The 22051-nt window shown below is 73.5% G+C and carries 17 protein-coding genes; 6 read left to right on the top strand and 11 right to left on the bottom strand.

Annotated features, from left to right (window positions below):
• From AC0VX2_RS02090 to glyA, 3 genes are all read right to left on the bottom strand, one after another.
• Complete coding sequence (locus AC0VX2_RS02090; protein ID WP_070709516.1) at positions 1 to 981, bottom strand: ABC transporter ATP-binding protein; 981 nt, start codon at positions 979 to 981, stop codon at positions 1 to 3.
• 129 nt (positions 982 to 1110) lie between these two features.
• Complete coding sequence (locus tag AC0VX2_RS02085; protein WP_036338210.1) at positions 1111 to 2022, bottom strand: bifunctional methylenetetrahydrofolate dehydrogenase/methenyltetrahydrofolate cyclohydrolase; 912 nt, start codon at positions 2020 to 2022, stop codon at positions 1111 to 1113.
• Positions 2023 to 2029: 7 nt separating this feature from the next.
• Positions 2030 to 3310, bottom strand: coding sequence for a serine hydroxymethyltransferase (glyA, locus tag AC0VX2_RS02080; protein WP_010079361.1), 1281 nt, complete (start codon positions 3308 to 3310; stop codon positions 2030 to 2032).
• Positions 3311 to 3537: 227 nt separating this feature from the next.
• Here glyA and AC0VX2_RS02075 point away from each other — a divergent pair, with 227 nt between their 5' ends.
• Entirely contained in the window at positions 3538 to 5052 is a 1515-nt protein-coding gene (locus AC0VX2_RS02075; RefSeq protein WP_036314582.1) for a catalase, read from the top strand.
• A 105-nt stretch (positions 5053 to 5157) separates the two neighbouring features.
• Here AC0VX2_RS02075 and AC0VX2_RS02070 read toward each other — a convergent pair whose 3' ends face one another.
• Positions 5158 to 6696, bottom strand: a complete 1539-nt coding sequence (locus AC0VX2_RS02070) for a hypothetical protein (RefSeq protein ID WP_101965723.1) — start codon at positions 6694 to 6696, stop codon at positions 5158 to 5160.
• Between the two features lie 179 nt (positions 6697 to 6875).
• On the opposite strand from AC0VX2_RS02070, the gene purU reads away from it, so the two are divergent.
• Positions 6876 to 7781 (top strand): formyltetrahydrofolate deformylase, encoded by a 906-nt coding sequence (gene purU / locus AC0VX2_RS02065; protein WP_036314586.1) that lies wholly within the window; start codon positions 6876 to 6878, stop codon positions 7779 to 7781.
• A gap of 42 nt (positions 7782 to 7823) precedes the next feature.
• Here purU and AC0VX2_RS02060 read toward each other — a convergent pair whose 3' ends face one another.
• A complete protein-coding gene (locus AC0VX2_RS02060; protein ID WP_036314588.1) occupies positions 7824 to 8831 on the bottom strand; it encodes an IS481 family transposase in 1008 nt (335 codons plus the stop codon).
• A gap of 126 nt (positions 8832 to 8957) precedes the next feature.
• Here AC0VX2_RS02060 and AC0VX2_RS02055 point away from each other — a divergent pair, with 126 nt between their 5' ends.
• Positions 8958 to 9479, top strand: a complete 522-nt coding sequence (locus AC0VX2_RS02055) for a gamma carbonic anhydrase family protein (RefSeq protein ID WP_036314590.1) — start codon at positions 8958 to 8960, stop codon at positions 9477 to 9479.
• A gap of 33 nt (positions 9480 to 9512) precedes the next feature.
• Positions 9513 to 10508, top strand: a complete 996-nt coding sequence (locus AC0VX2_RS02050; protein WP_223247506.1) for a D-isomer specific 2-hydroxyacid dehydrogenase family protein — start codon at positions 9513 to 9515, stop codon at positions 10506 to 10508.
• Positions 10509 to 10536: 28 nt separating this feature from the next.
• Here the strand turns inward: AC0VX2_RS02050 and AC0VX2_RS02045 are convergent, their stop codons facing one another.
• From AC0VX2_RS02045 to AC0VX2_RS02025, 5 genes are all read right to left on the bottom strand, one after another.
• Positions 10537 to 11829: an ABC transporter ATP-binding protein gene (locus tag AC0VX2_RS02045; protein WP_041102958.1), complete on the bottom strand. Its 1293-nt coding sequence runs from the start codon at positions 11827 to 11829 to the stop codon at positions 10537 to 10539.
• 35 nt (positions 11830 to 11864) lie between these two features.
• On the bottom strand, positions 11865 to 12767 hold the full coding sequence (locus AC0VX2_RS02040) for a carbohydrate ABC transporter permease (protein ID WP_080695955.1): 903 nt from the start codon (positions 12765 to 12767) through the stop codon (positions 11865 to 11867).
• Positions 12764 to 13735, bottom strand: coding sequence for a carbohydrate ABC transporter permease (locus AC0VX2_RS02035; protein ID WP_041102962.1), 972 nt, complete (start codon positions 13733 to 13735; stop codon positions 12764 to 12766). The genes AC0VX2_RS02040 and AC0VX2_RS02035 overlap by 4 nt, the downstream gene beginning before the upstream one ends.
• Positions 13732 to 15036: an extracellular solute-binding protein gene (locus AC0VX2_RS02030; protein WP_060974376.1), complete on the bottom strand. Its 1305-nt coding sequence runs from the start codon at positions 15034 to 15036 to the stop codon at positions 13732 to 13734. The genes AC0VX2_RS02035 and AC0VX2_RS02030 overlap by 4 nt, the downstream gene beginning before the upstream one ends.
• Positions 15037 to 15122: 86 nt before the next feature.
• Positions 15123 to 17816: an ATP-dependent helicase C-terminal domain-containing protein gene (locus tag AC0VX2_RS02025; protein ID WP_475432611.1), complete on the bottom strand. Its 2694-nt coding sequence runs from the start codon at positions 17814 to 17816 to the stop codon at positions 15123 to 15125.
• Between the two features lie 66 nt (positions 17817 to 17882).
• Here AC0VX2_RS02025 and AC0VX2_RS02020 point away from each other — a divergent pair, with 66 nt between their 5' ends.
• Complete coding sequence (locus AC0VX2_RS02020; protein ID WP_060974374.1) at positions 17883 to 19730, top strand: glutaminase; 1848 nt, start codon at positions 17883 to 17885, stop codon at positions 19728 to 19730.
• Positions 19731 to 19776: 46 nt separating this feature from the next.
• On the opposite strand, the gene AC0VX2_RS02015 is transcribed toward AC0VX2_RS02020, so the two are convergent.
• Positions 19777 to 21375, bottom strand: coding sequence for a TIGR01777 family oxidoreductase (locus tag AC0VX2_RS02015; RefSeq protein ID WP_221845184.1), 1599 nt, complete (start codon positions 21373 to 21375; stop codon positions 19777 to 19779).
• Between the two features lie 72 nt (positions 21376 to 21447).
• On the opposite strand from AC0VX2_RS02015, the gene AC0VX2_RS02010 reads away from it, so the two are divergent.
• Entirely contained in the window at positions 21448 to 22041 is a 594-nt protein-coding gene (locus tag AC0VX2_RS02010) for a methylated-DNA--[protein]-cysteine S-methyltransferase (RefSeq protein WP_095353386.1), read from the top strand.
• Positions 22042 to 22051: the final 10 nt, after the last annotated feature.

Below are 22051 nucleotides of genomic sequence, written 5' to 3'. Positions count from 1 at the left end.
TCAGTCCACCAGGGTGCGGCCGGTGAGGATGAGGAACACGTCCTCGAGGCTCGCGCGGCGGGTCAGCGTGGTGGCGGGGGCGGGCAGGGCGCCCTCGTCGACGAGGCGCTGCACGACGTCGTGCAGGTCGTCCGCGCGTCGGGCGTAGACGAGGACGCGGTCCGGGAGGACCTCGACGCGGTGCACGACGCCGTCACCCGCGTGGGCCTGGACGGTGCGGGCCGCGGCCTCGTTGCGGTCCGCGCCGAAGCGCGCCTCGAGGACCTCGCGGGAGGCGTGCTCGCGGATGAGCTCGGCGGGGGTGCCGGCGGCCATGATCTCGCCGCCGTCGACCACGACGAGCCGGTCGCACAGCTGCTCCGCCTCGTCCATGTGATGCGTGGTCAGCAGCAGCGTGGTGCCGCGTTCCTTGAGCCGGTAGAGGCGGTCCCACAGGATGTGGCGGGCCTGCGGGTCCAGGCCCGTGGTGGGCTCGTCGAGGAGGAAGAGGGCCGGCTCGTTGACCAGGGCGCGGGCGATCACGAGCCGGCGCTTCATGCCGCCGGAGAGGTCGGTGACCTTGGCGTCCGCCTTCTCGGTGAGCTGGGCGAAGGCCAGCAGCTCCTCGGCCTTGGGCCGCAGGTACGAGTAGGGCAGGCCGAAGTAGCGGCCGTAGATCAGGATGTTCTCCCGGGCGGTGAGCTCCTCGTCCAGGTTGTCCTGCTGCGGCACCACGCCCAGGCGCGCACGGACGGCCGGCCCGTCCTCCTCCGGGTCGATGCCCAGGATGGTCAGCTCGCCCGCGGTGCGCTGCGAGGTGCCCGCGAGCATGCGCATGGTGGTGGACTTGCCCGCGCCGTTGGGGCCGAGCAGGCCGAAGCACTCGCCGGGACGCACGTCCAGGTCGATGCCCTTCACGGCGTGGAACTCGCCGTACTGCTTGCGCAGCCCACGGGCACGGATGACGGAGGCGGGGGCCGCGTGCAGAGTGGTGTGACTCACAAGGCGACAGCATAGGCGCACCACCCGCCCGGACGCGCGCCGCCCCCTCGGCGACGAACCCTGCGATATGGCCCCCATCCGGGGTGGATGGGGGCCATATCGCAGGGTTGGTCGCGGGAGTGGGAGAGGTCAGGCTCCGGCCCGCTCCCCGGCCCAGTCCTCGCCGTCGGCGGCACGCTCGGCGGCCTCGACGACGTTCGCCAGCAGCATGACGCGGGTCATCGGCCCGACGCCGCCCGGGTTCGGCGCCATCCAGGCCGCCTTCTCCTTCACGGCCGGGTCCACGTCGCCCAGGACGCGCGACGTCCCGTCCTCCCCGGTCACGCGGGAGACGCCCACGTCCAGGACGATCACGCCCTCCTTGACCTGCTCCGGCTTCACCATGTGGGCGGAGCCGGCGGCGGCGATCACGACGTCGGCGCTCGCCAGCAGCTCGTCGAGGTTCGTGGTGCCGGTGTGGGCCAGGGTCACGGTGGCGTTGACCTCGCGGCGGGTGAACACGAGGCCGGCGGGCCGGCCGATGGTCACGCCGCGGCCGATCACGAGCACGTGCTTGCCGGCCAGCCCCACACCGTGGTGGCGCAGCAGCTCGACGCAGCCGGCCGGGGTGCACGGCAGCGGCGAGTCCAGCTCGCCGCCGACCGAGGCCACGAGCCGCCCCAGGTTCATGGGGTGCAGGCCGTCCGCGTCCTTGTCCGGGTCGATGGCCTCGAGCACCTTCTGGGTGTCCACGTGCTTCGGCAGCGGCAGCTGGACGATGTAGCCCGTGCAGGCCGGGTCCTCGTTCAGCTCGCGCACGACGTCGAGGATCTGCTCCTCCGTCGCGTCCGCGGGCAGCTCACGCTGGATGGACTCGATGCCCACCTCGGCGCAGTCGCGGTGCTTGCCCGCCACATACTTCTGCGAGCCGGCGTCCTCACCCACGAGCAGGGTGCCGAGGCCGGGGGTGTGCCCGCGCTCGGCGAGGGCGGCCACGCGGCCGCGCAGCTCCTCCTTGATCGCGGCGGCGGTGGCCTTGCCGTCCAGGACCTTCGCGGTCATCGGCGGCTCACCAGCCCTCGAGGCCGTCGTACAGCGGGAAGTCCTCGGTGAGCTTCACGACGCGGGCGCGCAGCGCCTCCACGTCCGGGCTCGGCTTCAGCGCCTCGGCGATGACGTCGGACACCTCGCGGAACTCGGCCTCGCCGAAGCCGCGGGAGGCCAGCGCGGGGGTGCCGATGCGCAGGCCGGAGGTGGTCATCGGCGGACGCGGGTCCCACGGCACCGAGTTGCGGTTCACGGTGATGCCGACCTCGTGCAGGATGTCCTCGCCCTGCCTGCCGTCCAGCTGAGACTCGCGCAGGTCCACCAGGACCAGGTGCACGTCCGTGCCGCCGGTGAGCACCGAGATGCCGTGCTCGGCCATGTCCGGGGCGGTCAGGCGCTCGGCCAGGATCTGCGCGCCGGCCAGGGTGCGCTCCTGCTTCTCCTTGAAGTCCGCGGAGCCGGCGATCTTGAAGGCCACGGCCTTGCCCGCGATCGCGTGCATCAGCGGGCCGCCCTGCTGGCCCGGGAACACGGCGGAGTCGATCTTCTTCTTCAGCTCCTCGGTGGAGAGGATGAAGCCCGAACGGGGGCCGGCGAGGGTCTTGTGCACGGTGGAGGAGACGACGTCGGCGTGCGGCACCGGGTTCGGGTGCAGGCCGGCGGCCACGAGGCCGGCGAAGTGGGCCATGTCCACCCAGAGCCGGGCGCCGACCTCGTCCGCGATCGAGCGGAAGGCGGCGAAGTCGAGCTGACGGGGGTAGGCGGACCAGCCGGCCACGATCACCTTCGGCCGGGCCTCGAGGGCCTTCTCGCGCACCTTGTCCATGTCGATGCGGTGGGTGTCCGGCTCCACCTCGTACGCGGCGATGCTGTAGTTCTTGCCGGAGAAGTTCAGCTTCATGCCGTGCGTCAGGTGGCCGCCGTGCGCCAGGGACAGGCCCATCATCGTGTCCCCGTGGTCCAGCAGCGAGGTCATCACGGCCACGTTGGCCTGAGCGCCGGCGTGCGGCTGGACGTTGGCGTGCTCGGCGCCGAACAGGTCCTTGGCGCGCTGGATGGCCAGGTTCTCGGCCACGTCCACGAATTCGCAGCCGCCGTAGTAGCGGCGGCCCGGGTAGCCCTCCGCGTACTTGTTGGTCAGCACCGAGCCCTGCGTCTCGAGGATGGCGCGCGGCACGAAGTTCTCCGAGGCGATCATCTCGAGCGTGCCCCGCTGGCGGCCGAGCTCGTCCGCGAGCGCCGCGGCGATCTCCGGGTCCACCTCGGCGAGGGGCTGGGTGTTGATGTCGGGCGTCTGCGTCACGGGGGTTCCCTTCGAACGGGGGTCTGTGCGGCCGGAAGGCTCCGGTGCCCTCCATCCTAGTGACTGGGCGCCGTCGTCGGTCCTGCGCGACGGCGGCCCGCGGCCCCGGCGACCGACCCCGGCACCCGGTTCTTTTGACTGATTCAGAAATATGCCAAGATCGGGGATGACGCCGCCCACCGCGCCGATCGGTGCGCGGCCGACGTCGATCGACGAAGGAGAGTTCCATGACGGAGTACCAGAAGAAGACCCCGCACGCGACCGGTTCCACCCGCCAGAACGGCGCCCCGGCCATCAGCGACCGCCAGTCCCTGACCGTGGGCAGCGAGGGGCCCATCGTCCTGCACGACACCCACCTGCTGGAGACCCACCAGCACTTCAACCGCATGAACATCCCGGAGCGCCGCCCGCACGCCAAGGGCTCCGGCGCCTTCGGCGAGTTCGAGGTGACCGAGGACGTGTCGAAGTACACCAAGGCCCTCGTGTTCCAGCCGGGCACGAAGACCGAGACCCTCCTGCGCTTCTCCACCGTGGCCGGCGAGCTCGGCTCCCCGGACACCTGGCGCGACGTGCGCGGCTTCGCACTGCGCTTCTACACCGAGGAGGGCAACTACGACATCGTCGGCAACAACACCCCGATCTTCTTCCTGCGCGACCCGATGAAGTTCACCCACTTCATCCGCTCGCAGAAGCGCCTGCCGGACTCCGGCCTGCGCGATGCCACCATGCAGTGGGACTTCTGGACCAACAACCCCGAGTCGGCGCACCAGGTGACCTACCTGATGGGCCCGCGCGGCCTGCCCCGCACCTGGCGTGAGATGAACGGCTACGGCTCCCACACCTACCTGTGGGTCAACGCCCAGGGCGAGAAGCACTGGGTGAAGTACCACTTCATCTCCCAGCAGGGCGTGCACAACCTCTCGAACGACGAGGCCACCAAGATCGCCGGCGAGAACGCCGACTTCCACCGCCAGGACCTGTTCGAGTCCATCGCCAAGGGCGACCACCCCAAGTGGGACCTCTACATCCAGGCGATCCCCTACGAGGAGGGCAAGACCTACCGGTTCAACCCCTTCGACCTGACGAAGACGATCTCCAAGAAGGACTACCCGCGCATCAAGGTCGGCACGCTGACCCTGAACCGCAACCCGGAGAACCACTTCGCGCAGATCGAGTCCGCCGCGTTCAGCCCGAGCAACACCGTGCCGGGCATCGGCCTCTCCCCGGACCGCATGCTCCTGGGCCGCGCCTTCGCGTACCACGACGCGCAGCTGTACCGCGTGGGCGCCCACGTGAACCAGCTGCCGGTGAACCGTCCCAAGAACGCGGTGCACAACTACGCCTTCGAGGGCCAGATGTGGTACGACCACACCGGCGACCGCTCCACCTACGTGCCGAACTCCAACGGCGACTCCTGGTCGGACGAGACCGGCCCGGTGGACGACGGCTGGGAGGCCGACGGCACCCTGACCCGTGAGGCCCAGGCGCTGCGCGCGGACGACGACGACTTCGGCCAGGCCGGCACCCTCGTCCGCGAGGTCTTCTCGGACCAGGAGCGTGACGACTTCGTGGAGACCGTGTCCGGCGCGCTGAAGGGTGTCCGCCAGGACGTCCAGGCCCGCGCCTTCGAGTACTGGAAGAACGTGGACGCCACGATCGGCCAGCGCATCGAGGACGAGGTCAAGCGCCACGAGGGCGACGGCATCCCCGGCGTCGAGGCCGGCGGCGAGGCCCGCATCTGACGGCCCCCTCCCCCGGCGGGCGCCCGCGCGCCCTCCGCTGAACGCACGGCGGCCGCTCCCTCACACGAGGGGGCGGCCGCCGTCGTCGTGGGGCGAATGCCTTGGTCAGCGCTTGCCCCAGCGGCGCTCCTGCGCCTGGGACAGCTTGTCCTTGACCACCTTCACGACCTTGTCCTTGGCGGGCACGGCCACGTTGTCCCGCAGCGGGACGGCGACCTTGTCACGCACGGTCTCGAACGCGGAGGCCGCCACGGCGCCGGCCTGGGCCAGCTTCGACTCACCCTCGGCGTCCGAGGCTCGGGTCTCGTCGCGGTCCGCCCGCAGGTCCGGGAGGGCGGCGCCCTCGGTGTCGTCCTCGGCGGGCTCCTCATCCGTGGGGGCGGAGGAGGTGGAGGTGTCTGGGGCCACGGTCGTGGGCGTCGACGACGTCGGCGCGGCGGTCCCGGCAGTCCCGGCGGCTGCCGCCGACTGGGCGGCGCGGGCCTCGCGGCGGGTCGCCGGAGTGGCGTCCTCCGCACGGCCGGACGAGGCCGCGGTCGGATCCAGCTCCGGGGCGCCGCCCAGGGGCGTGGCCGGCGTGGTGCCGGCGTGGGTCTCCGGGGCCTCGGCCCGGCGGGTGGCCGGGGCGGCCTCGAGCGGCGGGCGCTCAGCCGCGGGCTCGACCGCCGCCGGCTGCGCGACGTCCGCGCCGTGGTCATCGGTGCGCGCCGGCTCGCGGTCCGCCTCCGCCACGCGACCGGGCACCCCGGGCGTGCCGTCGATGCGCAGGGACCCGGCGGCCGAGCGCTCCGTCCCGTCGACGCCGGTCTGCTGGGCCTGGTCCGACTCGGTGGCCACGACGGTGACCGAGCCGTGCGCGGTGGTGGCGACCGTGTGCGTCTCGAGGTGCTCGCCCTGCGGGACGGGGATCCCGTCCGTGGCGAACTCCTTGGTGGGGGTGTGCTCGGCGGCGACCTCGTCGGCGGGGACGGTCCCGTGCACGTGCTCGGGGGCCGGGGTGAGGTGGCTCCTCTGCTGCGGAGCCTCGGCCACCGGTGCCGCCGGGGCGGGGGTCTCGGTCACCGGGGACGGGGAGGCCGGGGTCGCCGGGACGTCCGCCGCGGGCGTCTGCTCGTCCAGGGTGACGCCGGAGCCGCCGGCCACACCGGCCGCGCCCAGGCCCACGGTGTCCGCCTCGCGCACCGTGCTCGGCACCGCCGGAGCGGGGCGCAGAGTGCCCCGGGTGGCCGGAGCCGCGGCGTCGCGGCGGTGGGTCTGAGCGGTGGCCTCGGTGCTCGGGGCGTCCTGCTGGTCCACGGTCACCCCGGCACCGCCGGCCACGCCGGCGCCGGACTCGTCGGTCTCGCGGTCCGCCGCGGCGGTGTCGAACGCAGCCAGACCCCCGGCGGGCCTCACGGCCGGCGCCGGGCGCGCGTCCTTCTCGGCCGCCACCTCGTCCAGGCGGGAGAGGCGGGTCGGGGCCGCGGGGGCGGCCGCCTGCTCACCCGCGGTGTCCGCGCTGACGCCCCGGCGCTCGAGCCGGGTCTCGGCGGCCTCGGCCTCGGCCTCACGACGACGGCGGGAGGCGATCACCGAGACGATGATCAGGATCAGCAGCACGACGATGATCGCCGCGATGATCCAGTAGAGGGTGGACTGTGGCATGGGGGTGCTCCTCGGTCGTCTGGGGCGACCGGCCGGGCCGGGCGCCGCGTCGTGCCTCCCCCGCCGCCGCGCGGCGGGGAACCTGGTCTTGAGGATGACACGGGGCCCGGCTCCCCGACCAGGGATCAGCCCCGTCATCCCGCGGTTCCGCGCGGCCGGCACCGCCTACCATCGACGCCATGGACACGGCAGCCCTCTCCCCCAGCCCCTCCCCCGCCTCCGGCGCGGAGCACGCCCGCGTGCTCACGCTGGCCTGCACGAACCGCAAGGGCATCGTGCACGCCGTGACGGGCGCCCTGCTGGGCGTGGAGGCGGACATCACCGAGTCGCAGCAGTACGACTCCCCGGACACCGGCGACTTCTTCATGCGCGTGGAGTTCGTGACCCCGGCCACGCGGGAGGACATCGAGCAGGCGCTCGCGCCGGTGCGCGAGGAGTTCGGCATGCGCATGGGCCTGTGGGACGCGGCGCAGCGCATGCGCACCCTCGTGATGTGCTCCAAGGACGGGCACACCCTCAACGACCTGCTCTTCCAGCAGCGCGCCGGCACCCTGCCCATCGAGATCCCCGTGGTGGTCTCGAACCACCTGGACCTGCAGCCGCTCGCCTCCTTCTACGGCGTGCCCTTCATCCACGTGCCCGTCTCGAAGGACCCCTCGAGCCGGGACTCCAAGGAGGCCGCGGAGGACCGGCTGCGCGACCTGATCGCCCAGTTCGACATCGAGCTGGTGGTCCTGGCCCGCTACATGCAGATCCTCTCGGACGAGCTGTGCCGGGACCTGGCCGGGATGGCCATCAACATCCACCACTCGTTCCTGCCCTCCTTCAAGGGCGCCCGCCCCTACCACCAGGCGCACGAACGCGGCGTGAAGCTCATCGGCGCCACCGCCCACTACGTGACCGCCGACCTGGACGAGGGCCCGATCATCGCGCAGTCCGTGCAGCCGGTGACCCACGCCCAGACCGCCGCCGACTTCGTGGCCCGCGGCCGCGACGTCGAGGGCTCCACGCTCGCGCAGGCCGTGCGCTGGCACGCCCAGCACCGCGTCCTCGCGGACGGCCGGCGGACCGTCGTCTTCAGCTGAGCCCGGGACGACGGCGCCACGCGGCGCCGTCGTCCTGCCCGCCTAGGTGTAGGAGGGCATGACGTTGTTGACTCGGGCCGGTGCCAACGAGGCCGGAGGGGCGTCCCCGCAGGAGGTATGAGGCCGATGGTAGTTGTAGTGGTTCACCCACACGGCCAGCGCCTCACGCCGAGCTTGCTCTGAGGTATACGGGCGGGCGTAGAGGACCTCATCGACCATCAGCCGGTTGTACCGCTCGACCTTCCCGTTATGGCGCGGGGTGTAGGGTCGGATCCGGTGATGCCGGCCCCCGAGCGAGACCACCTTGGCGGTGAAGTCCACGGCCCGGTAGTTGTTCCCGTTGTCCGTGACCACCCGGTCCACGGTGATGCCGTGGGCGGCGAAGAACGCGCGGGCCCGGCAGAAGAACCCGATCGTGGTCACCGCCTTCTCATCCTCCAACGCCTCGGTGTACGCCAGGCGGGTGTACCCGTCGATCGCCGAGTGCAGGTAGGTGTACCCGACCCGCCGGCCGGCACCACGCTTGGAAGCACGGCCTGCTTCACTTTCACGTCCGTGAGCACGCCAGCCGCCCCCGTCAGGGATCTTCCCGATCTTCTTCACGTCCAGGTGCACCATGTGCCCCGGGCCGCGGGCGGTGATCTTCTGGGGTCGTTGGCGCAGGTCCTCACCCGTGGGCGCGAGGTCTGGCAACCGGGAGATGCCCAGTCGGTGCAGCCACCTGCCCACAGTGCGCAGGCACAGCTGGTGGCCTTCAGAGACGAGGTGGTGATGGATGCGGCGGGCTGACCACTTCTCCCTGCGACGCAGGGTCTGGATCTGGGCCACCACCTCGGGGTCGAGCTGGGCAGGTGAACGGCGCGGACGGCTGGGCCGGTCGAGCAGCCCGGCCTCGCCCTCGGCGCGGTAGCGGGCCACCCAGGTGGCCACCGTGGGCCGGCTCACCCGGAACTCGGCGGCCACGTGTGCCTGCGGGATCCCGTCGTGCAGGTGGCGGTGGACCATCCTGAGACGGCCGGTGGGAGTCAGGGGTGCGTTAGCGTGAGTCATGAGTGGGTCTCTTCTGGCAGGTGGGTTGTTGAGGAACTTCCATCCTGCGGGAGAGGCCCACTCGTCTCATCTCAGCCCGGTACGGATGTCAAGAACCTCATGACCCACAACACCTAGGCTGGTGGCATGGCCCACATCATCACCGTCGCGGGTGCCACCCCGCGCATCCACGAGTCCGTCTTCCTCGCCCCGACCGCCGCGATCACCGGCGACGTCGAGATGGCCGAGCGCTCCTCGGCCTTCTACGGCGTCTCCGCCCGCGGTGACTCCGCCCCCATCCGCGTCGGGGCGGGCACCAACCTGCAGGACAACGTGGTGCTGCACGCGGACGAGGGCTTCCCGTGCACCCTGGGCGCCGGTGTCTCCGTGGGCCACTCCGCCGTGGTGCACGGGGCCACCGTGGAGGACGACTGCCTGATCGGCATGTCCGCCACGGTGATGAACGGCGCGGTGATCGGGGCCGGTTCGCTCGTGGCCGCCGGGGCCCTGGTGCTCGAGGGGACGCAGGTCCCGGCCGGCTCTCTCGTGGCGGGCGTCCCCGCGAAGGTCCGCCGCCCCCTCACGGACGAGGAGCGGGAGGGCCTCAAGAAGAACGCGGCCACCTACCTGCGGCTGTCCGCCGCGCACCGGGACGCCGTCGCCGGCTGAACCGGGCCCGGAGGATGTGGGACGGTGGGCACCATGCCCACCTCTTCCGCTCTCCCCCGCACCCGACCCGACGACGTCCCCGAGCGCCTGCTCGTCCTCCCCGCGGCGCAGGACGTCGCCGGCACCCCCTACGCCCACGCCCGTCGGCTGGCCGAGCAGGCCGTGGCCGACGTCGGCGGCGCCGCCGTGGCCGAGGGCGACACCTCTGCCACGGCCCTGCTGATGGTCCGCCCGATCCCGGTCGATGCGCTCGCCGCGGCCCTGACCGCCCACCCCCACGTGAGCTGGGTGCAGCTCCCGTTCGCCGGGATCGAGCCGTTCGTCCCCCTCGTGCGCAGCCGCCCGGACATCGTGTGGACGTCCGCCAAGGGCACATACGCGCCGCCGGTGGCCGAACACGCGCTGCTGCTCACCCTGGCCCTGCTGCGGGACCTGCCCGCGCGCGTCCGCGCCACCACATGGGGTCCCTCCTCCGGGCGCACCCTGAACGGCCTGAATGCCGTGGTCGTGGGCGGCGGCGGAATCGCACAGGAGTACATCCGCCTGCTCAAGACCTGGGACGTGCACGTCACCGCGGTCCGCCGACGCGCGGGCGACGTGCCCGGCGCGGACCGCACCGTCACGACCGACCGCCTCGACGAGGTCCTGCCCGGCGCGCAGGTCGTGATGATCGCCGCGGCGGCCACCGAGGAGACCCGCGGCATGTTCGACGCCGACCGCCTCGCCCTCCTGGACGAGGACGCCGTGCTCGTGAACGTCGCCCGCGGGGCGCTGGTGGACACGGACGCCGTCGTCCAGACCCTCGCGGCGGGCCGGCTGCACGGCTACGGCACGGACGTCACCGACCCCGAGCCCCTCCCGGACGGCCACCCGCTCTGGACCGAGGAGCGCGCCCTCATCACGCCGCACACGGCGGACACCCCGGAGATGTGCGTCCCGCTGCTCCACGCGCGGGTCGAGCGGAACCTGCGGGCCCGCGCGGCCGGGACGGAGCTGGAGGGCCTGGTGGACGCCGAGGGCGGATACTGACCCGCCCCCGGCGTCCCGCGGCGCCGGCTCAGCGGCGCGGCGCGTCCGCCTCGTGCTCGGCGGCGTCACGCTCGGCCGCCATCTCGATCTGGCGGCGGCGCTCCTCGCCGGCCCGGCGGGTCAGCTCGGCGCCGACCTCCGGGTCGCGGGTGAGGTTCTCACCGGTCGTCGGGTCGAACAGGTGCACCCGCGTGGTGTCCACCCACAGGCGGGTCGGCGTGCCCGGCCGGGCGCGGGACTCGCCGGAGAGGGTGGCCACGACGACGGGGCGCAGCTCATCCGCATCCAGGTCCTTGGCCAGCGCGGAGAGCATCTCGGCCACGGCCGGGTCCGGCTCGAACTCGATGTAGCCGTACTGCTCGTGGCCCAGCCACTCCAGGTGCGTGAGCGTCGCGTCGAAGGTGGAGCCCCGGTCGCGGCGGCTGTCCTCCACCAGCTCGGCGTCCTCGAAGAACTCCGGCCGCAGGCCGAGGAACACGATGTCCCGCCCCTCGGCGGCGCGGGCCTTCTCGGGCGGCACCGGGATGTCACCGATCGGCGAGGACAGCACGTGGCCGCCCTCCTTCTGCTTCAGCGAGGCGGGCAGGAAGTTCATCGACGGCGAGCCGATGAAGCCGGCCACGAACAGGTTGAGCGGCTGCTCGTAGAGCTCGCGCGGGCTGGCCACCTGCTGCAGCTCGCCCTTCTTGAGCACGGCCACCCGGTCGCCCAGGGTCATGGCCTCGGTCTGGTCGTGCGTCACGTAGACGGAGGTCGTGGCCAGGCGGCGCTGCAGCTGCGAGATCTCCGCGCGCATCTGCCCGCGCAGCTTGGCGTCCAGGTTGGACAGCGGCTCGTCGAAGAGGAACGCGTCCGCCTCGCGCACGATCGCCCGGCCCATGGCCACACGCTGACGCTGGCCGCCGGAGAGGTTGCCGGGCTTGCGCTCGAGGTGGTCCTCGAGCTCGAGCACGCGGGCGGCGTCGCGCACCTTGCGGTCGATCTCCTCCTCGGAGGGCTTGTTGTCCTTGATCAGCCGCAGCGGGAAGGCGATGTTCTCGTACACCGTCAGGTGCGGGTACAGCGCGTAGTTCTGGAACACCATCGCGAGGTTGCGGTCCTTGGGGGCCGCCTCGTTCACGCGGCGGCCGTCGATCAGCATCTCGCCGTCGGTGATGTCCTCGAGGCCCACGATCATGCGCAGCAGCGTGGACTTGCCGGAGCCGGAGGGGCCCACGAGGATGACGAACTCGCCGTCCTCGATCTCCAGGTTCACGTCCTTGATGGCGTGGAAGCCGTCGTCGTAGGTCTTGTCGATGTGGTTCAGGGTGATGGAGGCCATCGGGGGGTCCTTTCAGGAGGTCTCGTGTGCGGGCCTCAGCCCTTCACCGCGCCGTTGGTCAGGCCGGCCACGATCTGACGCTGGAACGCCAGCACCAGGATCACGATCGGGATGGTCACGATGATCGCGGCCGCCGAGATGGCCCCGGTCGGCGACTCGAACTGCGAGGCGCCGGTGAAGAAGGCCAGGGCGGCGGGCACGGTGCGCGCGGTCTCGGTGGAGGTCAGGGAGATGCCGAACACGAAGTCGTTCCAGGCGATGAAGAAGGCGATGATCGCCGTCGTGAAGACGCCGGGGGCGGCCAGCGGGACGATCACCTTGCGGAACGCCTCGAGCGGGGTGGCGCCGTCCACCTGCGCGGCCTGGTCGAGCTCCCACGGGATCTGGCGGAAGAACGCGGCCAGGGTCCAGATGGAGATCGGCAGGGTCAGGGACAGGTAGGGGATGATCAGGCCGACCCACGTGTCGTACAGCCCGAGGGTGCGCCACATGTTGAACAGCGGCGTCACCAGGGAGATGACGGGGAACATCGAGACCATCAGGGACACCGTGAGCACGATCCGCTTGCCCGGGAAGTCCAGGCGGGCGATCGCGTAGGCGCACAGCGTGGCCAGGATGACGGCGATGATCGTGGCGATCACGGTGATGCCGATCGAGTTGCGCAGCGCCGTGAGGAACAGCTCGCGCGAGCCGCCCACGAAGATCTCCTCGTAGTTCACCGTGGACCACTGGGTGGGCAGCAGCTTGCCGTTGGCGAGGTCGGCGGGCGTCTTGAAGCTGGTCGCGAAGATCGAGAACAGCGGGAAGAGGCACCACACGCCGATCACGACGGTGAGGATCCACCACAGTGCGGTGGCCTTCCCGGTGCCGCGACGGTGGGGCGCGCGGCCCTCAGGCGCGCGGCCCTCGGGGGCGGGAGCGGATGCGGCGGTGCTCACTTGGAACCTCCTCGGTCGGCCAGGTCCACCTTGAAGCCCTTGACGGCGATGACCGCCATGAGGGCCACGCACAGGAACAGGATCACGGAGACCGCCGAACCCATGCCGATCTCGAGCCGGCCGATGGACGTGCGGTAGGCCAGCAGCGAGAGGACCTCGGTGCCGTAGGCGCCGTTGGTCATGATGTAGATGGAGTCAAAGATGCGGAACGCGTCCATCGCGCGGAACAGGACGGCCACCATGATCGAGGCCTTCATGTTCGGCAGGATGACCAGCTTCATCCGCTGCCACCACGAGGCGCCGTCGACGGAGGCGGCCTCGGTGAGGTCGCCCGGCACCTGGGCCAGGCCGGCCAGCAGGAGCAGGGAGATGAACGGGGTGGTCTTCCAGATCTCGGAGAGCATGATCACGAACAGCGCGGTGCTGCCCTGCGCGAACCAGTTCAGGTCCGCGTCGACGCCCGGCAGCCACTCGAACCAGGCGTTGATGTAGCCCGAGTCGATCGAGAACATGTAGAACCACGCGAACGCGGAGACCACGGTGATGATGCCGTACGGCACCAGGATGATCGTGCGGATCAGGCCGCGGGTCTGCTTGATGGCGTGGTGCATGGCCAGGGCCAGCAGGAAGCCGAGGATGAGCTCGACCACCACGGTCACCACGGTGATCAGCAGGGTCACCCCGAGGCCCTTCCAGAACACGGGGTCCGTAAGGATCACGCCGTAGTTGCCCAGGCCCACGAACTCGCGGTCGCCCGGCGCGGTGAGCCGGTACTTGAACAGCGAGTCGTAGAGGGCCTGCAGGATCGGGTACAGGACCACGAACAGCATCACGAAGAACGCGGGGCCGGCCAGGAGCCAGCCGAGACGCGCCTCGGACTTCGCGCGCTGGGACTTCACCCGGCGGGGGCGACGACCCTCGGCGGCGCGCGGGGTGGATGCGGCGGGTGCGGTGTCGACGTGGCTCACAGCAGACGCTCCCCTCTCAGGACTTCCTGGATGAAGTCGTCGGTCTCGGCCGGGGTGGACTCGGAGACGCCCGACGGCGGCGCGTAGCGCTGCTGGATCGCGGTGGAGACCTCGTTGTAGTACGGGGTCTGCGGCCGCGGGGCGCCGAGTTCGAGGGACTCCCGGATGGTGTCCGCCATGGGGTACTTCTCGGCGACCTCGGGGGCGTCGTAGGCCGCCGGGTCGGCGGGCGGGTTGCCGTTCTCGACGAAGTACTGGCTCTGGTGCTCGGTGGTGGTGATGCAGGAGATCGCGTCCCAGGCGAGGTCCTGGTGCTCGGACTTCGCGCCCACCCCCAGGTTGATGCCGCCCACGGGCGGCGCGGCGTCCTTGCCCTCGACGGTGCGGGGGTAGACGGCCCAGCCGATGTCCTCGGGCAGGTCCTCCGGCAGCGAGCCCTCCTCCACGGAGCCGAGGGTGGCCGGCCAGACGAACGGCCAGTTGACCATGAACGAGCCGTTCTTGCCCTGGAAGAGCAGCATGGAGGCGTTCTCGTCCTGCGTCGGCAGGCCGGCGCTGCCGAGACCCTCCTTGCCGATCGTGGAGATGATCCGGGCGGCCGTGCGGCCGGCCTCGGAGTCGAGGTTCGTGGTGACCTCGTCCGTGGGCGCCTCGGCGTTGGGGACGATCTGCTCCCCGCCGCCCTCGATGAGCGCGTTGAGCCACACGGTCATGGACTCCGCACGGGCGCCCTGGACGGCCAGGTCCTTGTCCTGGCTGCGGGCGGCCTCGATCAGCTGGTCCCACGTGACGGGCTGGGACATGTCCAGCCCCGCGGCCTCGGCGACCGACTTGCGGTACCAGAGCAGCTGCGTGTTGGCCCAGAACGGGACCGTGACGAGCTCGTCCTTCCAGCTGGCGGCCGCGAGCGCGCCCTCCAGGGCGTTGTCCTTCGCGTACGCCTGCATCTCCTCCGGCACGGGGGCCAGGAAGCCGGGCTCGGCGAGCTCGGGGACGAACGGCGGGTCGAGGGACATGATGTCCATCGACGTGTCGCCCGCGGCGAGGCGGCGGGTCAGCTGCTCGCGCTGGGAGGCGGCGTCCGTCGGAAGCATGGACGTCTCGACTCTGTACCGGCCGTTCGCGGCGTCGGTGCACTGGGCGGCGATCTTCGCCTGCCCGCCGTCGTCGGGGTTGGTGTACCAGGTCAGGGTGGGCGTCTGCTCGGCCGGGGCACACCCGGCCAGGATCAGCGCGCCCGCGGCGACGGCGCCGGCCAGCGTGGCCCGGCGCCGTTGACGTGCCCGCGTGTCGTGTCTCACAAGTGGAACCTCAATCGATGCGAGTCGGATGTGACGGCCATCATCACGCATCACAGCGATTCCTGCACGTTTCGCGGACCCCTTTCTCAGCGGGCGTGGCGGCTCGTCCGGGCGGTCGGCTCCGCGGCGGCGGGATCCTCGGGCCAGGGGTGCTTGGGGTACCGCCCGCGGTTCTCGGCGCGGACCTGCGCGTAGGGGCCGGCCCAGAAGGACGGCAGGTCGGCGGTCACGGCGAGCGGGCGACCTGCCGGGGAGAGCAGGTGCAGGACCACCGGCTCACGACCGTCCGCGACAGCGGGGGTGACACGCGCCCCGAAGAACTCCTGCAGCTTGGCGGCGACCACGGGCGGGGTGTCCTCGTGGACGGCCGGATAGTCCACGACGACGGCGCGCCCGCTCGGCACGGGCAGGCGCTCGGGGGCGAGCTCGTCCAGCCGCCCCGCCTCCGGCCACGGCAGGGCACCGCGCAGCAGCGCCTCGGCGTCCAGGCGTGCGAGGGGCCGCCCCGCGGCCAGGTCGGCCGCGAGCCCGTCGACCAGGGCGTCCAGGCCGGGCAGCGCCGCATCCGAGAGGTCCGGCCACGGGGCGCCGAGGACGCGGTGGAGCAGGTGCACCCGGCGACGCAGGCGTTCGGTCCGGCCGCTCGGGTCGAACCGGTCGAGGCCGTCGGCGCTGAGTGCCGCGCGCACGGCCTGCGCGGCGGCGTCGGGGGCGACGGGGGCCGGCGTCTGGGCCAGCACGAGCGCGCCCAGCCGGTCCACGCGGCGGCCGGTGAGCCGGTCCCCGCGCCAGTCGGCGGTGTCCTCGATGCGCCGCAGGCCCGCGCCGGCGAGCTCGGCGAGCGGCCGGTCGATCGGCGCGGCCGCGCGGATCGTGGCACCCGTGCCGGCCGCGTCCCCGGCCACGCGGGCGACCTCGGCCACGGCCAGCCACTCCTGCCCCGCCAGGCCGCCGCCGGCGGCGTCGCGGGGCAGGGCCGCGCGGGTGCCGGAGGCGAGCAGGTACGCGCCCGCCTCCCCCGCGCGTCGGGCGATCCACGCGGGGAAGGCCAGGGCGGCCACGAGGCCGGCGGGGTGCCGCCGCGCGGCCGTCGCCTCGGGCCCGGGTTCGTCCGGCGCCCGCGTCTCCGGGGCGTGGTGCGCGTGCCGACGGGCGAGTCGTTCCAGTCGATCTGCCTCCCGGCGCCAGCGCCCGGCCTCCGGGTGCCGGCCGTCCCGCACGGCCGCGACCAGCGCCTCGAGGTCGGCCCCGGGGGCGCGCAGGTCCAGGACGAGGGCCGCCGTCGCCTCGGCCGCGGGGCGGGGCCCCGTCCACGGTGCCGCGCGCAGGAGGGCGTGGCCGAGCGGCGGGTCCAGGGGCAGCTCGGCCAGGACGGCGCCGTGCGGGGTGATGCGCCCGTCCGCGTCCACCGCGCCCAGGGAGGCGAGCGTGCGCTCGGCGGCGGCCATCGCGTCGGCCGGCGGGTCCTCGGGCAGGGTCAGCCCGCGGCCGCCCGGGGCGCCCCACGCCGCGAACGCCAGGGCCACCGGCGCGAGGTCGACGACGGCGAGGGCCGGCGTCGGGGCTGCGGGCGCGGTGCCCAGGGCCGCGGCGGTGTGACAGCGGACCACGGTGCCGGGGCCGAGGCGGGCGGCGCGGCCCGCCCGCTGGCCGGCGGCCGCGCGCGAGGCCTGGACGGTGACGAGCCCGGCCATGCCGCGCCCCCGGTCCCGGCGCGGCTCGCGGGCCAGGCCCGAGTCGATGACGAGGCGCACCCCCGGCACGGTCAGCGAGGACTCGGCGACCGCCGTCGCGACGACGACGCGCGGCACGGCGGGGTCGGCGCGGCCGGCGAGCGCGGCGTCCTGGTCGGCGGGTTCCTGGCGGCCGTGCAGGACGCGGACCTCGGTGTCCGGGGCGAGCGCGGCGACGCGCCCCGCGACGGCCTCCACCTCGGCCACGCCGGGCAGGAAGACGAGGGCGTCCACGGTCGGGTCGGCATCGAGCGCCTCGGCGTGGGCGCGCGCGGCCGTGGCCGCGACGTGGTCGAGGAAGGCCCGGTCCACGCGGCCCTCGGCGGTGAGGCGGTGGCCGCGGAAGGGGGCGTGCTCCTCGCGCAGCGGGTGCAGCACGGCCGGGGTGAAGACCACGGGCAGGGGCGCGTCCTCCCCCATGCCGCGGGCCCAGCGGGCGGCCAGGGCCGCCGCGTCCACGGTGGCGGACATGGCCACGAGCGCGAGTTCGGGACGCAGCTGCCGCAGGTCGGCGAGGAGGGCGGAGAGCACGTCCGTGTCCAGGTCCCGCTCGTGGACCTCGTCCAGGACCACTGCATCCACGCCGTCGAGCCCGGGGTCGGCCAGGAGGCGGCGCAGCAGCAGGCCCGGGGTCACGAACTCGACGGCCGAGGCCCCGCCGCCGGCCGCATCACCCCGCACGGCGTACCCGACGGCGGCGTCCGCGAGCCGAGCCTGCGCGTCGGGGTCGGCGCCGGGCTGCGCGTCGGCCGCGGCCGTCAGGACCGCCGTGCGCAGCCGCCGCCACGCCGCGCGCACCGCGACCCGCCGCGGCTGCGTGACCAGGACGCGCCCACCGCCGTGGTCCGCGAGCCGGACCGCGAGCGCGGGCGGGACCACGGTGGTCTTGCCCGTGCCCGGGGGCGCCTCGACGACGGCCGCCCCGCGCGCGTCCAGCGCCGATCCGAGGTCGGGCAGGGCGGCGGCGAACGTCAGGCCGGCGCTGAGGCGGCCGAGGGCGGCGGAGAGGGCGGAGGGGACGGTGACGGGATCGACGGGGGTGGGCATCGGGACCCATTGTGCCCGCCTCCGCCACGCTGTCCCGGGGCCGTCCCACTGACTAGGCTGTGACCCATGACCACACCCGTCCAGGAGCACCTCGATCGCCTCACGTCGGCCCACGCGGGCGAGGGGGAGGTCCCGGACGGGCTGGGCGTCGCGATGCTCCTGGTGGACGGGCACCGCTACGTCTCCGGATCCATGACGCCCGTGCCGCTCGCCACGCTCGCCTCTCCCCTGTTCCACGCGCAGGCCCTCGAGGACCTCGGCGCGGTGCGGGTGGGCGAGCGCGTGGGAGCCGCCCCCGTGCGCGACCTGGACCATCGGGTCGAGGTGGACGCCGTCACGGGCCTGCCGCACAACCCGCTGCAGAACGCGGGCGCGGTGGCCACGGCCTCCCTGGTGAAAGGCCGCGGTGGCCGCGACCGCACCGCACGCATGATGCAGCTGCTCTCCGCCCTGTTCGACCGCGAGGTCACCGTCACGGAGTCGGCCGCGCGCGCCGAGAACCGCGCCCAGCACCACACCCGGTCCGCTGCCTGGCTGATGAAGTCCCTCGACACCCTGGACGCCGACCCCGAGACGCTGCTCGAGGACATCGCCACGGTGCGTGCCGCCGCCGTGACCGTGGAGGACCTCGCCCTGCTCGCCGGCACCCTCGCGCACGGCGGTGTCCACCCCGTCACCGGGGACCGTGTGCTGAGCGAGGAGACGGTCCGCGGTGTGCTCTCCGTGATGGACTCCTGCGGCATGGACACCCGGGACTCCCGGTGGGCGTACGACGTCGGCCAGCCCGGCTGGGCGTCCACGCGCGGCGGCACGGTGCTCGTGGTGGTGCCGGGCCACCTCGGTCTGGCGCTGCAGTCGGACACGACAGACGAGAACGGGCTCGGCGCCGCGGCGATGGCCGCCCTGCGGACCATCGTCGAGGACTTCGAGCTGCACCCGTCGGTGGTCACCGGTTCCCCGCGCGCGGCCCTGCGCACCCACTACCGGATCGATCAGGCGCCCTCGGGCACGGTGCGCAGCGCCGTCGTCCTCGAGGCGCTGGGGCGGTTCGCGGACACCGTGCACGTGATGGAGCTGGGCGGTCACCTCGGCTTCAGCCAGGTGGACGCGATCGCCCGCGTCAGCCGCGGTCTGCCGGAGGTCCTCGAGACGCTCGTGGTGGACATGCGCTCGGTCAGCTCCGTCTCCCGTCCGGCCCGGCTGCTGGTGGCCCAGTGGTTCGCCCGCGCGCTGGGCAACGGGCTCGACGTCGTCGTCGTGGACCGGGACGCCGCGGAGATGAAGGAGCTGATGGCGGCCGTCGAGGAGTCCGTGGAGGTGGATCTGCCCGAGCCGCTGCAGGATGAGGCCGAGGGGGTGGACCCCGCCGCCGAGGGCGCGCAGTTCGTGTTCTTCGACTCCCGCTCGCGGGCCGCCCAGTGGGCCGAGCAGCGGCTGCTCTCCCGGCACGCCCCCCACCTGCTGCCGCGGGACGCCCAGGAGGCGGCCGTAGCACCCCTGCTGCAGCACCTCTCCGCGGACGACGCGCGTCTGCTCGAGTCCATGATGGACGAGCGGGTCTACTCGGACGGCCAGATCATCCGCCGCGCCGGCCAGCCGTTCGGCGGCATCTACGTGATCGTCTCCGGCACCGTGGAGCTCTCGGGTCAGGGCACGGGCAGCCGCCGCGTGCGCCGCACCCTGCTCACCCCGGGGATGACGTTCGGCGAGATGGCCCTGGGCCAGCCCGGCCGCCAGCCCTCCACCGTCCGCGCGCGCGGGCCGGTCACGGCGCGAGTCCTCACCGCCCAGGTGATGGTCGCGCTCCAGGAGGGCTTCCCCCAGCTGGCCCTGGCCCTGTGGGAGGCGCTGGCCCGCGACGCGTTCACCGCGCTGGGCCAGCTCATCCGGGAGACCGGCGCGCTGCAGGACTGACGACCCGCGGGGGCAGCGTCCCCGTGGGACGCTGCCCCCACCCCCGTCACCGCCCGAGGACGTGGCGCAACGCGCCCTCCAGTTCGGGGTCGCGCATCTCGTAGCCGGAGGAGACCAGCCGGTCCGCCACGACCTTCTGGTCCGCCGCGACGGTCTCCACCCGGCCCTCCTCGCCCAGCAGCAGGCGCGGCCCGGCCTCGGGCACCGGGATGAGAGCGGGCCGGCGCAGCACCCGCCCGAGCACGGTGGCGAACTCCTTCGCCGTGACCGGCTCGGGCGCCACCGCGTTGACCGGGCCGGTGACGCCGTCGTCGAGCACCGCGTGGGCGAAGGCCCCCGCGATGTCATCCGCGCCGATCCAGCTCAGCCACGGGCTGCCGTCGTGGCTCTCCCCGCCTGAGGTCGCGACCGGGCCGCCGACACCCGCGAGGAACAGCGGCAGCACCTGCTGCAGCATGCCCCCGGCCGGGCTCAGCACCACGCCGGTCCGCAGCATCGCGACCCGGATCCCGGCTCCCTCGGCGCGCTGGGCCTCCGCCTCCCAGTCCGCGACGACCTCGGCGAGGAAGTCGTCCCCGGGCTCCAGATCCTCGACGAGGCCGCTGCCGAACGGGCCCGTGCCCGCGTCCGCCCCGTAGTACCCGATCGCCGAGCCGTTCACGAGTGCCCGCACCCGCGCGTCGTCCCCCTCCCGCTCGGCGATCCGGGCGAGCGCGTCCACGAGGGTGCGCGTGCCGCGGACGCGCGAGTCGTGCACGGCCTCCTTGTGCGCGTCCGAGAACCGGCCGGCGATGGGCTCGCCCGCCAGGTTCACGACGACGTCGGCCTCCGCCAGGGCGTCTTCATCCACGGTCTCCCGGCCGGGGTCCCACAGCGCCGCGTCCAGCGCGTCGGCCTTCTTCGGGCTCCGCACGAGCCGGATGACGCGGTGGCCGCCGGTGGTGAGCAGGGCACAGAGCTGCCGGCCGATCAGTCCGCCGGCCCCCGTCACAGCGACCGTGCGGGCCGGCCCGCCGACGAGGGGGCCGGGGTGGGCGGCGTGGAAGTCCAGGTCGTCGGCCATCACGCGGGCGCGGTAGGCGAACTGGCGGCCCAGCTCCGCCTCGAAGGCCTCATGGGTGCGGCGCGAGGCCGCGGTGCCCAGAGCGGGCACGCGGGACATCAGGGACTCCCCCGGCAGGGCGTACTCGATGTGGTCCGTCACGACCGTGCCGCGCCGGCCGTCCGCCGTGTCCGCCTCACCGGGCGCGGCGTCATCGAGCAGGTGGGTGTGCCGCCAGGAGGCGAGGGGACCGGAGACCATCTCGTCCCGGAACATGCGGCCCTCCTCGTAGGCCGTGTGGCGGGCCCGCCACGGCACCGCGGGTGCCGCCCCACCGGGCAGGCGGGAGGCGACGGCGTCCGGCAGCAGGCCCGTGAGCATCCCGTGGGCCGCGCCGGCGAACAGGCCGGCCGCCCCCGGGGCCTGGATGCGCAGCCGCGACTCGGAGCCCACGCGGAGGCCGTCCGTGGGTCCCTGGACCACCTCGCCGGCGAAGGGCGGGGTGAGCCGCTCCAGCGCGCCGGGGTTCTCCAGCCAGCGGAAGACGACCTCACGCGGGTGGCGCAGGAGGGTGCGGTGCTCGAAGACGGTGATCTCGGTCATGGACGCCAGCCTGACACAGGGAGCGGACGGGCGAACACCTGTCCGGGCCGGGCCGTGCAGGACAATGAGGGGATGGACCTGCTTCCCGAGCTGCGCTGGACCGCCGCCGCCCTGCCCGCCACCGAGCTCACCCTCGTGGCCGTCTTCTCCCCCGAGGACCAGACGGTGCGCGCCTCCGGCGTGGCCGTGCCGGAGGACTCGGAGCCCCCCGCCGCCGCGATCGGGCGCCTCCTCGAGACGCTCATGGACCGGCTCGTGGCCCTGGACCCGGAGACCGCCGACCGCGAGATGAACCCGCGCCCCGTGGAACCGCGTCCGGGTGCGTCCCAGCCCGTCGCCGACGCCCTGGCCGCCTACGCCGCGGGGGACGTGGCCGCGCTCGACGCCCTCGACGTCACCCAGCCGGGCACCGCGTTCCGGCAGCGGGCGTGGCGGGAGCTGCGCGGCATCGCCCCCGGCTCCCCCGCCACCTACGGCGGCCTGGCCGAACGGTGCGGGGCCCCGCGGGCCGTGCGCGCCGCCGGCGGGGCGTGCGCCGCCAACCTGGCGGCCGTCGTCGTGCCCTGCCACCGCGTGGTGCGCGCCGACGGCGCCGCGGGCCACTACCTCTACGGCACCGCCGCGAAGCAGGCCCTGCTGGCCCACGAGGCGGCGCGCGCGGGCTGACCGGCCCCTC

The sequence above is a fragment of the Micrococcus sp. iso_239 genome (assembly GCF_056173395.1).
This window is presented reverse-complemented; position numbering and strand designations above follow the sequence as displayed.

Excerpts from the sequence above, each read along its gene's own strand:
- AC0VX2_RS02050 (WP_223247506.1), top strand. The coding sequence starts at position 9,513 with ATGCCCACCTCTTCCGCTCTCCCCCGCACCCGACCCGACGACGTCCCC.
- AC0VX2_RS02070 (WP_101965723.1), bottom strand. The coding sequence starts at position 6,696 with ATGCCACAGTCCACCCTCTACTGGATCATCGCGGCGATCATCGTCGTG.
- AC0VX2_RS02045 (WP_041102958.1), bottom strand. The coding sequence starts at position 11,829 with ATGGCCTCCATCACCCTGAACCACATCGACAAGACCTACGACGACGGC.
- purU (WP_036314586.1), top strand. The coding sequence starts at position 6,876 with ATGGACACGGCAGCCCTCTCCCCCAGCCCCTCCCCCGCCTCCGGCGCG.
- AC0VX2_RS02085 (WP_036338210.1), bottom strand. The coding sequence starts at position 2,022 with ATGACCGCGAAGGTCCTGGACGGCAAGGCCACCGCCGCCGCGATCAAG.
- AC0VX2_RS02020 (WP_060974374.1), top strand. The coding sequence starts at position 17,883 with ATGACCACACCCGTCCAGGAGCACCTCGATCGCCTCACGTCGGCCCAC.
- AC0VX2_RS02060 (WP_036314588.1), bottom strand. The coding sequence starts at position 8,831 with ATGACTCACGCTAACGCACCCCTGACTCCCACCGGCCGTCTCAGGATG.
- AC0VX2_RS02055 (WP_036314590.1), top strand. The coding sequence starts at position 8,958 with ATGGCCCACATCATCACCGTCGCGGGTGCCACCCCGCGCATCCACGAG.
- AC0VX2_RS02015 (WP_221845184.1), bottom strand. The coding sequence starts at position 21,375 with ATGACCGAGATCACCGTCTTCGAGCACCGCACCCTCCTGCGCCACCCG.
- AC0VX2_RS02075 (WP_036314582.1), top strand. The coding sequence starts at position 3,538 with ATGACGGAGTACCAGAAGAAGACCCCGCACGCGACCGGTTCCACCCGC.
- AC0VX2_RS02025 (WP_475432611.1), bottom strand. The coding sequence starts at position 17,816 with ATGCCCACCCCCGTCGATCCCGTCACCGTCCCCTCCGCCCTCTCCGCC.
- AC0VX2_RS02010 (WP_095353386.1), top strand. The coding sequence starts at position 21,448 with ATGGACCTGCTTCCCGAGCTGCGCTGGACCGCCGCCGCCCTGCCCGCC.